This window comes from Haloarcula pellucida, assembly GCF_014647235.1.
In the GTDB taxonomy this organism is placed as follows: Archaea; Halobacteriota; Halobacteria; order Halobacteriales; family Haloarculaceae; genus Haloarcula; species Haloarcula pellucida.
In genome coordinates this window covers 41846-52515 of record NZ_BMOU01000001.1, presented here as the reverse complement: position 1 = coordinate 52515, position 10670 = coordinate 41846, and the positions used below count along the sequence as shown (strand labels likewise).

Here is a 10670-nt window from a genome sequence, read left to right as displayed (position 1 = left end):
TCGCCGACGCCTCGTCGACCGCCGGACCGGGTCACGTCGATACTGGGACGAGCGGGTCAAGGCACCCCACATTGTTAAAAGTTAACTAATAACACACTAGTATCGTCAATACACCAATATATTATTTAATGCCGGTGTCGTATCCGAGCGACCGTTTGGATGGTGGTACCCGGCGCGTGCCGACCTATCAGCCCCCACCGCGCGTGCGTGTAGGTGCGCCCGCAAGCGCCCGCACACCCGCGCTGTCGGCCGATTTTCGCCGAAAGTCTTTAGAACGTCTCCGGGCGTAGCGACCGCTAATGACTACCGCAGGTGGTGTCCGATGGAACTGATCATCACGGAGAAGGACAACGCCGCCCGCCGCATCGCCGAAATCCTCTCGGAGGGGAGCGCGACGGCCGAGCGACGGAACGGCGTCAACGTCTATCGGTGGGGCGACACCCGCGTCGTCGGCCTCTCGGGGCACGTCGTCGGCGTCGACTTCCCGCCCGAGTACAACGACTGGCGCGACGTCGAACCCGCCGAACTCATCGACGCCGAGGTGACCAAGGAACCGACCCAAGAGAACATCGTCACGACGCTGAAGACGCTCTCTCGCCGGGCCGACGAGGCCGTGGTCGCGACAGACTACGACCGCGAGGGCGAACTCATCGGGAAGGAAGCGTACGAACTCATCCGCGAGGAGACGGACATCCCCGTCTCGCGCGTGCGCTTCTCCTCGATTACCGAGCGCGAGGTCCGCAACGCCTTCGCCGACGCCGAGGAGATAGACTTCGACCTCGCGGCCGCCGGCGAGGCCCGCCAGATCATCGACCTCGTGTGGGGCGCGGCGCTGACCCGCTTCCTCTCGCTGTCGGCCCGGCAGTTGGGCGACGACTTCATCTCTGTGGGCCGAGTCCAGTCCCCGACGCTGAAACTCATCGTCGACCGCGAACGCGAAATCGAGGCGTTCGACCCCGAGGACTACTGGGAGATATTCGCCGACCTCCAGAAGAACGGGTCGGGCTTCGAGGCCCAGTACTTCTACGACGACGACGGCAGCGAGGCCGAACGCGTCTGGAACGAGGCCGACGCCGACGCCGCCTACGCCGACCTGACGAGCGTCGACGCGGCCACCGTGACGAGCGTCCGCCGGCGTACCCGGACCGACAGTCCGCCGACGCCGTTCAACACCACCGCCTTCATCTCTGCGGCCAGTTCGCTCGGTTACTCCGCCCAGCGCGCGATGTCCATCGCCGAGGAACTGTACACCGCCGGCTACATGACCTATCCCCGGACGGATAACACCGTCTACCCCGACGATCTGGAGGAGGACGTCCTGCTGGACGAGTTCGTCGGCTCGCCGACCTTCGGCGAGGACGCAGAGTCCCTGCTCGAACAGGACGACATCGTCGCCACCGAGGGCGACGAGGAGACGACCGACCACCCGCCGATTCACCCGACCGGAGAGATACCCTCGAAGGCAGACATATCCGAGGACGAGTGGGAGATATACGAGCTCGTCGTCCGGCGCTTCTTCGCGACGGTGGCCGAAGCCGCGACGTGGGAGCGCCTACGCGTCGTCAGCGAGGCCGGCGGCCGCTCGCTGAAGGCCAACGGCAAACGGCTGGTCGAACCGGGCTACCACGCCGTCTACCCCTACTCCAGCGCCAGCGAGAACCACGTCCCCGACGTCGAAGAGGGCGAGGAACTCTCCATCTCGGAGGTCCGACTGGACGCCAAACAGACCCAGCCGCCGCGGCGCTACGGCCAGTCTCGCCTCATCGAGACGATGGAGGACCTCGGACTGGGGACGAAGGCGACCCGGCACAACACCTTAGAGAAACTGTACGACCGCGGCTACATCGAGGGCGACCCGCCGCGGCCGACGGCGCTCGCCAACGCCGTCGTAGAGGCCGCCGAGGAGTTCGCCGACCGCGTCGTCAGCGACGACATGACCGCCCAGTTAGAGCGGGACATGACCCGCATCGCCAACGGCGAGGCGACCCTCGAAGAGGTGGCCGACGAGTCCCGCGAGATGCTCCAGGAAGTGTTCGACGAACTGGCGGCCTCTCGTGAGGAAATCGGCGAGCACTTACAGGAGTCACTGAAAGCTGACAAGACGCTGGGCCCGTGTCCCGAGTGCGGCGAGAGCATGCTCGTCCGGCGCTCCAGACAGGGGTCGTACTTCGTCGGCTGTGACGGCTTCCCGGAGTGTCGGAACACGCTACCGCTCCCGTCGACGGGCGAGCCGCTCGTGCTGGACGAGACGTGTGAAGAACACGACATGCACCACGTGAAGATGCTCGCCGGCCGCGACACCTTCGTCCACGGCTGTCCCCGCTGTGAGGCCGAGAAGGCCGACGAGAGCGACGACGAAGTCATCGGTCCCTGTCCCGAGTGTGGCGTTGCTCCGGCGGAGCAACGAGACGAAGGCGGTGACGCCGCCGAAGGAGGCGACGCGGAGGAAGGCGGCGAACTCGCCATCAAACACCTCCGTTCGGGGTCCCGGCTGGTCGGGTGTACGCGCTACCCTGACTGCGACTACTCGTTGCCGCTCCCCCGCAACGGCGACATCGAGGTCACCGAGGAGTTCTGCGAGGAGCACGACCTCCCGGAACTCGTCGTCGACCCCGACAGCGACGACCCGTGGGAACTGGGCTGTCCCATCTGTAACTTCGAGGAGTATCAGGCCCGCAACGCCGTCGAGGACTTAGAAGACCTGAACGGTATCGGGGCCGCGACGGCGGATAAACTCGCCGCCGCTGGCATCGAATCGCTGGAGGACCTGCGGGCGGCCGACCCCGACGGCATCGCTGCCGAGGTGCAGGGCGTGAGCGCGGGGCAGGTACAAGACTGGCAGTCCGAACTCGAAGCCTGAACGCGTCCGCGTTTCCGACCGCCTGCTTCTCATACTGGTGGCTGTAAGTTCGTAACGATATTCGCCACCCCGGGGTGGCGAAGTACTTCAGTTTGTTACAGCCACCAGTATCAGTCGTCGACGACGAACGTCACGCCGTCACAGACCGGACACTCGACAGCGTCGGCGTTCTCGGCCGTCACGGCGTCGACGGCCCCGTAGACCACGGCGTGTGCCATCGGATCGACGAGTTGCCGGCCACAGAGCGGACACTCCACGCGGCCCGCACGGAGGGCATCGCGGTCGATGACGTTCGCGTCGCTGTCGTCGGTCATCCGCACTGGGTCACAGCTGTAGGTGCGAGGAGGAACTCGGTCCCTCGTCGTCGTCCGTGCCGCCCTCGTGATGGAACTCGTAGTCGTCGTCCACGAGGAAGACGGTGCCGTGACGCTCGGCGACGTCGACGCCCGGCAGGGTCGTCCCCGCGGCCTCGCCGTTGTCACAGTCGCCCTCGCAGGCGTCGAACAGCGACCCGTGACGCGGGCAGCGTAACTGTCCGTCGCGCATCGGGACCCCTCGGCCGGTGTCGAAGCGCTGGTTCTCGTGGGTACAGCGGTTGACCCACGCCTCGACGCCGTCCTCGCAGGGCACGACGACGACTTCCTCGCGGTCGCCGTAGGGCCCCGTCGCGGTGAACAGGTACGACCCGGTGTCGTGGACCGTTTCGACGGTCGTGAGTTGCTGCATAGGGCAGTGCTGGGCCGCGAGCGGCTAAGAACTGCTGGTACACTCACTCCACGAAGGTCGGGTGTCCGTGTGAACGTGTCTATAGGACGGTTCCGCCATCCGAAGCCGTTATGCCCACAGGCAAAAGTCAAAGCGGTATGAGCGACTGGGCGGATTGGGACCACATCGTCAAAATCGACCCGGACAAGACGCTGGTCGACGGCGAGACGTTCGAGGACGTGGCGGCGACCGGTACCGACGCCATCGAGGTCGGTGGCACCACCGGGATGACCGAGGAGAAGATGAAGCGGGTCGTCGACGCCTGTGGGAAGTACGACATCCCCGTCTACATCGAACCGTCGAACCCCGCCTCCGTCGTCCACAGCGACCGCCACGACGGCTACCTCATCCCCGTCGTGATGAACGCCGGCGACGTGACGTGGATCACCGGCGCCCACAAGGAGTGGATTCGCATCGACGACGAGATCGACTGGTCTCGGACCTTCACCGAGGCGTACATCGTGATGAACCCCGACGCCTCCGTCGCAGCCTACACGCAGGCCAACTGCGACCTAGACGCCGACGAGGTGGCCGCCTACGCCGAGGCCGCCGAACACCTGCTCGGGCAGGAAATCGTCTACGTCGAGTACTCCGGGATGCTCGGCGACACCGAGAAAGTCGCCGCCGCGGCCGACATCTTAGACGACGCCACCCTCTTTTATGGCGGCGGCATCCACGACTACGACTCCGCGCGGACGATGGCCCAGCACGCGGACACCATCGTCGTCGGCGACCTCGTCCACGACGAGGGCGTCGACGCCGTGCGAGAGACGGTAAAGGGCGCACAGGACGCGAAGGCCGCGACGGCCGACCGATAGCGGGTATCAGAACGCGAGTCGGTCCAGTACCCGGCGGAGCGGTCTGGCCGACTCCCCACCAGAGTGGACCGTGATAGTCGCGTGGTCGCTGTCGTCGATGACCGCCCGTGTCGCCCGTTCCTGTCGCGAGAGGCCGGCGGTGAGTCCCCCGTTACGGCCGTGTAACACGATGTTGGTCTCGGCGTCCGGCATCGATACCGCCGCCGAGAGCCCCGTGGGCGGTGTGAACGTTGCCTCGGTCGGCACGGAACAGGCCGCGACGAGATCGGCGTGGTACGCCTCGAGGACGTGTCGCTGTTCGGTCGAACTGCGCTCCGGGAGCGGGTAGACGAGTCGGAGAGAGGCACCCGTCGCGTCAGCGATGGCCGCACCTACGCGCACCCTCGTCGGGTCGTAGGGTCCCCGGGTGGCGACGAGCGTGACCGCCGCGACGTCGTCGAGGTCGTGGGTCTGGACCGCCAGCGTGTCACAGTCGGTCCGCTTCCGGATGCGGTCGACGTCGCGTCTCAGGCGGCCGTCGCCGAACGTCGCGTCGCGGTCGACCAGCAACAGGTCGGCGTCGACGTCGGCGGCGGCGTTGGCGACCGCCCGCGCCGGGTGGTGACTGACCAGTTCAGCGTACTCGACGCGGGCGTCGACTCCCGCGGACAGTTCGTCCGTGCGCCGCTCGAACGCGACGTCCGACCCGGTCTGGACACTGGAGGCGTATCGCAGCGGGGTCTGGTCCGGCACCTCGTCGAACTGAACGGCCGCGACCCGTCCGTCCTCGGAGCACAGCGTCGACGCCAGTTCGAGCAACGTCCGCTCGCTCTCCCGGTCGGCGTCCTCCGGGAGGGCGACCAGCACCGTCTCGTCGAGCGAATCGTCGAGCGCCGTCTCGGTTCGCTCGACGGCCTCCTGTCCGACGCTCTGTCGCATGGACTCGCGGATAGCGCCCTCGCGGGACACCCGTCGGCGGACGTACCACAGGTACCAGAGGGTACTCCCCGCGGTGATGACCGCGGCACCGACGATGGCGACGGCGCCCATCTGCGTGAGCAGGGCGAACCCGGTCAGCGCCCCGAACACCTGCGTCCACGGGTACAGCGGCGACTCGAACGACGGGTCGTAGACGGCCGTGTCGCTCTCCCGGAACCCGACGAGTGCGACGTTTATCAGCGCGAACACGAGTATCTTGAACGCGCTCGCGAGCTTCGCTATCTCGAGGATGGGGACGAAGGCGATGAGGATCAGCATCACGCCGCCGGTGAGCGTGATGGCGTTGACCGGCGTCGTGAACCGGTCGCTGACTTCACTGAGGCGGCTTGGCGCGAGTGCGTCGCGGGCCATCGCGAACGGGTATCGGGAGGCCGAAAGGATGCCGGCGTTGGCGGTGCTCACGAGCGCCAGCAGGGCGGCGAGCACGACGGCGCCCACGCCGGCGACTCCCAGCGTCGCGTCGGCTGCGTCGGCGACGGGCGTCGAACTCCCGGCGACGGTCTCCAGCGGGACGACGCCGACGATGACGGCCACGATGAGTACGTACAGGAGCGTCGTGAACGCGAGCGACCCCAGCATGGCCAGCGGGATGACGCGGTCGGGGTCTTCGATCTCCTCGGCGACGCTCGATATCTTCGTCACCCCCGCGTAGGAGACGAACACGAGCCCCGTAGCGGCGAAGATACCCTCGGCGCCGTAGCTCCAGAGGCCGTCGTAGGCGGCCGTCTCGACGGCCGGCCCGCCGCCGACGACGAACCACGCCATCGCCGCCAGCATCACGGCGACGATGCCGACCTGAAGACGGCCGGTCTGTTCGGCGCCGACGACGTTGATCACGACCAGCAGGGCCGCCAGCGCGATCGCCACCGGTCGCACGGGCAGGTCGAACAGCAACAGGAGGTACGGGACGCCGCCGACGAGCGCGAGCGCACCCTTAAACGACAGGGAGAACCACGTCCCGACACCGGCGATGGTTCCGAGCAACGGCCCCATCGACCGCTCGATGTAGACGTACGTCCCGCCGGCCTCGGGCATGGCCGTCGCCATCTCGGCCTTGCTGAGCGCGGCCGGCAGCACCAACACGCCCGCAAAGAGGTACGCGAGGACGACGCCTGCACCGGCCTCCTTGACCGCGAGTGCGGGCAAGATGAAGATGCCGCTGCCGACCATCGCGCCGATGGAGATGGCGACGACCGACGGGAGTCCGAGATCGCGTTCGAGGTCCTTCGGCATCGTCAGTCCCTGACTGTGAGATCGAGGGTCGGTTCGAACTGCCGACGGGTCTCCGCAGCGAGGACCGGTGCCTCGGAGACGGTGGCAGTTGCGATACCGTCGAAGGTAGCACACAAGTCGGGGTCGTCGACGAGGACCGTGACCTGACGCACGCCGAAGCGGGCCCGAAGCAACTGTGCGACCAACATCGTTCGACGGTCACACGTCAGGGCGACGACGGCGCCGTCAGCGTCGGTCGCATCGGCAGCGGCGAGTGTCTCGACCGCCGTCACGTCACCGATGGTCGGCGTCGCGCCATCCGCGCGGTTAGCGACGCTCTCGGCATCGGTGACGACGCCGACCGTCGCTATCGCGGTCAGTTCGCTGGCGATTTCCGCGCCGACGAATCGATCGGTGACGACCAGTACCGACGGCGGACCTCTCTCTCGTGCGAGCGTGTCTCGGAGCGTCTGTCGGGACATCATGGTGGTTCACGACCGGCGGCCCGGCCTATACCAACCCATGATTCCGAGAAGCGATAAATGTCTAGCTTTTATTTCCGGTTCGGAAATGGAGTGGTGGTTTGATCCCGTTACAGAATTATTCGTCGTCGAGTCCGCCGGAGCCGAAGCGGTGGAACGGGCGCGTGTACTCGTTGCGGATGATGTCCTCGTCGACGACTTCGAGTCCGACCTCGTTGAGGTCGCGTCCGATGCGGCTCAGGTCGTTCCCGTCGACGCCCACGACCTCGACGTGGACGTTGTCGGCACCGGTCATCACCTCACGGATGGCGACAACGCCCGGCACTTCGAGCGCGCGTCGCGCGATCTCCTCGCGCTCGTGTATCGGTGCGGTACAGATGATGAGCGTGTGTAGCTGGTACCCCGCCGCCTCGTAGTCGACGTCGACGTCGTAGCCGCGAATGACGCCCCGCTGCTCGAGTTTGTCGATTCGGTTTCGGACGGTCCGGGCCGAGACGTCACAGGACTCGGCTATCTCGCTCGCGGACGTGTGTCGGGCGTCGTTCTGCAGTTCGTGGATGATTCGCCGGTCGAGGTCGTCGATGGGGTACTCGCTGTCGGTCATGGCCACCGTTTGGACGGGTCGTGATACAAACGTTCATGTTCTCTCACGCCACCGTGTCCGGTCGACCGGATCCCTCGACGGTGGCGCGGTCGAATAAACGGAGTTTAAGTCCGTCCCGGCAAAGAGGGGAGATATGGACGACCGCACCTACACGGCGGACGCCGAGCCCGGTGACGAAGTCACCGTCGCTGGCTGGGTTCACGAGATTCGTGACCTCGGTGGCATCGCGTTCCTCATCCTGCGAGACACGACCGGGAAGATTCAGGTCAAGTTCGAGAAAGACGAGATGGACGAGGACCTCGTGGAGACGGGACTGAACGTCCACCGCGAGTCCGTCATCTCCGTGACCGGGGCGGTCGAGGAGGAGCCACGCGCGCCCACCGGCGTCGAGGTCACGCCCCAGAGCGTCGACGTCATCGCCGAGGCCGACCCGGAACTGCCGCTCGACCCCTCCGGCAAGGTCGACGCCGAACTCCCGACCCGACTGGACAACCGAACGCTGGACCTCCGAAAGGACGAAGTCAAGGCCATCTTCGAGATTCGCGCCGAAGTTCTGCGCTCGGTACGCGAGGCCTTCCGTTCACTGAACTGTACCGAGATCAACACGCCGAAGATCGTCGCCACGGGGACCGAAGGCGGCACCGAACTGTTCCCCATCACGTACTTCGGCCGCGAGGCGTTCATGAACCAGAGCCCGCAGCTGTTCAAACAGCTGATGGTCGGCTCCGGCCTCGAACGCGTCTTCGAGATCGGCCCGATCTTCCGCGCCGAGGAACACAACACGCCGCGACACCTCAACGAGGCGACCTCCATCGACTTCGAATCGGCCTTCTACGACCACACCGAGGCGATGGACGCCTGCGAACACGTCGTCAAGGCCGCCTACGAGGGCGTCGCCGAGAACTGCGCCGAGGAACTCGAAGCGCTCGGCCTCGAAGACGAGTTCGCGGCCCCCGAGGGCGACTTCCCGCGACTGACCTATCAGGACGCGCTGGACAAGATCAACGCCACCGGCGAACTCGACGAACCGCTGGTCTGGGGCGACGACCTCTCGACGGAGGCCGAACACGTTCTCGGACAGGAGGTCGGCGAACACTACTTCATCACCGACTGGCCAAGCGAGATCAAGCCGTTCTACATCAAGGACCACGACGACGACGAGGAGGTCTCGACCGGGTTCGACATGATGCACCCGTCGATGGAACTGGTCTCGGGCGGCCAGCGTGAACACCGCTACGAGCAGCTGGTCGCCGGGTTCGAACAGCAGGGGCTGGACCCCGAGGCGTTCGAGTACTACACCAAGATGTTCAAGTACGGCATGCCGCCCCACGCCGGGTGGGGTCTCGGTGGCGAGCGCCTCGTCATGACGATGCTCGGACTGGACAACATCCGCGAAGCCGTGCTCTTCCCGCGTGATCGGCAGCGTCTGAGCCCATAGCGAGCGCCCAGCGACACGCGGGCAGTGAATATCTGAGGGCCAGCGGGGAACAGGCGAGTCTCGGAACGGCAGTGAAAACCCGACGGCCCGTTCCCGGACGGTACTGGGTAGCGATCCGTTCCGGACGCCGTCGACCGTCGCGACCGGATCGTTGGACGTACGCGTCGGTGTTGTAACAGAGCGACGAAACGGTGGGGATTCGGGCGGCTACTCGGGAAACAGTTCCTCTCGCCGCTCGATCGCGTCGATGCGCTCGACGTCGTCGCTGTCGAGTTCGAGGTCCGCCGCCGTGAGATTCGCGGCGAGGTGGGCCCGCGAGGACGCCTTCGGGATGGCGACGACGTTGTCGTGGGACGTCACCCACGCGATGCTGACGGCGGCGGGCGACGTGTCGTGTTTCTCGGCGATAGCCCGTATCGTCGGATCGTCGAACACCCGCCCGCCCGCCAGCGGCGAGTACGCGACCAGCGGATAGTCGTGGCGCTGGGCGTCGGCAAGCAGTGTCTCCTGACGGAAATACGGGTGGAACTCGACCTGATGTGCGGCGATAGTGTCGAGGTGGTCGCGGGCGGTCGCCAGTTGCTCGGGGTCGAAGTTCGACAGACCGACGTGTGTGGTCAGGCCGGCCTCGCGAACGGCGTCGACGGCCGGCAGCGTCGTCTCGGGGTCGTAGTCGCCGCGCGGCCGGTGGACGTACAGCAAGTCCACGCTATCGAGTCCGAGGCGGTCGAGGCTCGCCTCGGTGCCCGGTCGAACGTCGTCGTCGGCGAGGCAATCGATCCACAGTTTCGTCGCGACGGTCAGTGCATCGCGGTCGACGGGCGCCGAAGCGATACCGTCGCCGACGACGGGTTCGTTCTCGTAGACCTGTGCCGTATCGAGGTGCCGGTAGCCGACGTCGATAGCCGCCGCGACGGTGTCGGCATCGTCGATACCCATCGTTCCCAGACCGACCGGTGGGAGGTCCATGGTCGCCACTCGGCCGACAGGGAGAAGGACGTGTCGGTCATACTGCTGGCTGTAACTTGCCGAAGATAGTCACCACGCTGGGTGGCGAAACCGTTCGCGTGAGTACAGCCGGCAGTATCAGAACTCGGTGCGGTCGCTGACGGCCGCGGCGTGTTCGGCCCACTTCTCGACAGTGGGTGACTCCCAGTACCGGACGGCTTCGCTCCGCTCGTCGAAGTCGATGATACCCAGCCGATGGAGTTCGGGCAGGTGCGTCTCGACCAGTTCGGCCTCGACTGACTCGACGTCCGTATCGGCCACCGGCAGACTGGTTTGTTCCCCTCGGTCGGCGACAGCGGTGGCAAGCGTCGTGACGTCGACGCCCGTTCCGTCACTGGTCGTGAGATAGCGACAGACCGCGCGTCGTCGCCAGTCCGACAGCGCCTCGAACACGTCGTCGATCATCGGTGTCGTGAGGCCCCGGTCCTCTGGAGTCATCCCACACCACGTTCGGTCCTGCTGTTCCGGGTCGGATGACTGGTCGCTCATGAACACGTATGTAATG

General features: G+C 66.1%; 10 protein-coding genes. 3 read left to right on the top strand and 7 right to left on the bottom strand.

Features of this window, described 5'->3' with window-relative positions:
• Positions 1 to 322: 322 nt before the first annotated feature.
• On the top strand, positions 323 to 2860 hold the full coding sequence (locus IEY28_RS00340) for a DNA topoisomerase I (protein ID WP_188993486.1): 2538 nt from the start codon (positions 323 to 325) through the stop codon (positions 2858 to 2860).
• A 110-nt stretch (positions 2861 to 2970) separates the two neighbouring features.
• Here the strand turns inward: IEY28_RS00340 and IEY28_RS00335 are convergent, their stop codons facing one another.
• Positions 2971 to 3174, bottom strand: coding sequence for a hypothetical protein (locus IEY28_RS00335; RefSeq protein ID WP_188993485.1), 204 nt, complete (start codon positions 3172 to 3174; stop codon positions 2971 to 2973).
• Between the two features lie 10 nt (positions 3175 to 3184).
• Entirely contained in the window at positions 3185 to 3586 is a 402-nt protein-coding gene (locus tag IEY28_RS00330; protein WP_188993483.1) for a Rieske (2Fe-2S) protein, read from the bottom strand.
• A gap of 137 nt (positions 3587 to 3723) precedes the next feature.
• Here IEY28_RS00330 and IEY28_RS00325 point away from each other — a divergent pair, with 137 nt between their 5' ends.
• Entirely contained in the window at positions 3724 to 4443 is a 720-nt protein-coding gene (locus IEY28_RS00325; RefSeq protein ID WP_188993480.1) for a phosphoglycerol geranylgeranyltransferase, read from the top strand.
• A 6-nt stretch (positions 4444 to 4449) separates the two neighbouring features.
• Here IEY28_RS00325 and IEY28_RS00320 read toward each other — a convergent pair whose 3' ends face one another.
• The 3 genes from IEY28_RS00320 to IEY28_RS00310 all read right to left on the bottom strand — a co-directional run bounded on the left by IEY28_RS00320 (position 4450) and on the right by IEY28_RS00310 (position 7719).
• The gene (locus tag IEY28_RS00320; RefSeq protein WP_188993478.1) at positions 4450 to 6654 is read right to left on the bottom strand and encodes an APC family permease; all 2205 of its coding nucleotides are present in this window, start codon (positions 6652 to 6654) and stop codon (positions 4450 to 4452) included.
• A 2-nt stretch (positions 6655 to 6656) separates the two neighbouring features.
• Complete coding sequence (locus IEY28_RS00315; RefSeq protein ID WP_188993476.1) at positions 6657 to 7115, bottom strand: NAD-binding protein; 459 nt, start codon at positions 7113 to 7115, stop codon at positions 6657 to 6659.
• 118 nt (positions 7116 to 7233) lie between these two features.
• Positions 7234 to 7719 carry an Lrp/AsnC family transcriptional regulator gene (locus IEY28_RS00310; RefSeq protein WP_188993474.1) on the bottom strand — a complete coding sequence of 162 codons (486 nt, stop codon included), beginning with the start codon at positions 7717 to 7719 and terminating at the stop codon, positions 7234 to 7236.
• 133 nt (positions 7720 to 7852) lie between these two features.
• On the opposite strand from IEY28_RS00310, the gene aspS reads away from it, so the two are divergent.
• Positions 7853 to 9157 carry an aspartate--tRNA(Asn) ligase gene (gene aspS / locus IEY28_RS00305; protein WP_188993472.1) on the top strand — a complete coding sequence of 435 codons (1305 nt, stop codon included), beginning with the start codon at positions 7853 to 7855 and terminating at the stop codon, positions 9155 to 9157.
• A 207-nt stretch (positions 9158 to 9364) separates the two neighbouring features.
• Here aspS and IEY28_RS00300 read toward each other — a convergent pair whose 3' ends face one another.
• Together IEY28_RS00300 and IEY28_RS00295 are read right to left on the bottom strand one after the other, a co-directional pair.
• Complete coding sequence (locus tag IEY28_RS00300; protein WP_188993470.1) at positions 9365 to 10126, bottom strand: aldo/keto reductase; 762 nt, start codon at positions 10124 to 10126, stop codon at positions 9365 to 9367.
• Between the two features lie 117 nt (positions 10127 to 10243).
• Positions 10244 to 10603 carry a DUF7344 domain-containing protein gene (locus IEY28_RS00295; protein WP_188995647.1) on the bottom strand — a complete coding sequence of 120 codons (360 nt, stop codon included), beginning with the start codon at positions 10601 to 10603 and terminating at the stop codon, positions 10244 to 10246.
• Between the last annotated feature and the right edge of the window lie 67 nt (positions 10604 to 10670).

What these genes read in the sequence shown, in the direction of transcription:
- IEY28_RS00340 (WP_188993486.1), top strand. Translation starts at nt 323, where the DNA reads ATGGAACTGATCATCACGGAGAAGGACAACGCCGCCCGCCGCATCGCC.
- IEY28_RS00335 (WP_188993485.1), bottom strand. Translation starts at nt 3,174, where the DNA reads ATGACCGACGACAGCGACGCGAACGTCATCGACCGCGATGCCCTCCGT.
- IEY28_RS00330 (WP_188993483.1), bottom strand. Translation starts at nt 3,586, where the DNA reads ATGCAGCAACTCACGACCGTCGAAACGGTCCACGACACCGGGTCGTAC.
- IEY28_RS00325 (WP_188993480.1), top strand. Translation starts at nt 3,724, where the DNA reads ATGAGCGACTGGGCGGATTGGGACCACATCGTCAAAATCGACCCGGAC.
- IEY28_RS00320 (WP_188993478.1), bottom strand. Translation starts at nt 6,654, where the DNA reads ATGCCGAAGGACCTCGAACGCGATCTCGGACTCCCGTCGGTCGTCGCC.
- IEY28_RS00315 (WP_188993476.1), bottom strand. Translation starts at nt 7,115, where the DNA reads ATGTCCCGACAGACGCTCCGAGACACGCTCGCACGAGAGAGAGGTCCG.
- IEY28_RS00310 (WP_188993474.1), bottom strand. Translation starts at nt 7,719, where the DNA reads ATGACCGACAGCGAGTACCCCATCGACGACCTCGACCGGCGAATCATC.
- aspS (WP_188993472.1), top strand. Translation starts at nt 7,853, where the DNA reads ATGGACGACCGCACCTACACGGCGGACGCCGAGCCCGGTGACGAAGTC.
- IEY28_RS00300 (WP_188993470.1), bottom strand. Translation starts at nt 10,126, where the DNA reads ATGGACCTCCCACCGGTCGGTCTGGGAACGATGGGTATCGACGATGCC.
- IEY28_RS00295 (WP_188995647.1), bottom strand. Translation starts at nt 10,603, where the DNA reads ATGACTCCAGAGGACCGGGGCCTCACGACACCGATGATCGACGACGTG.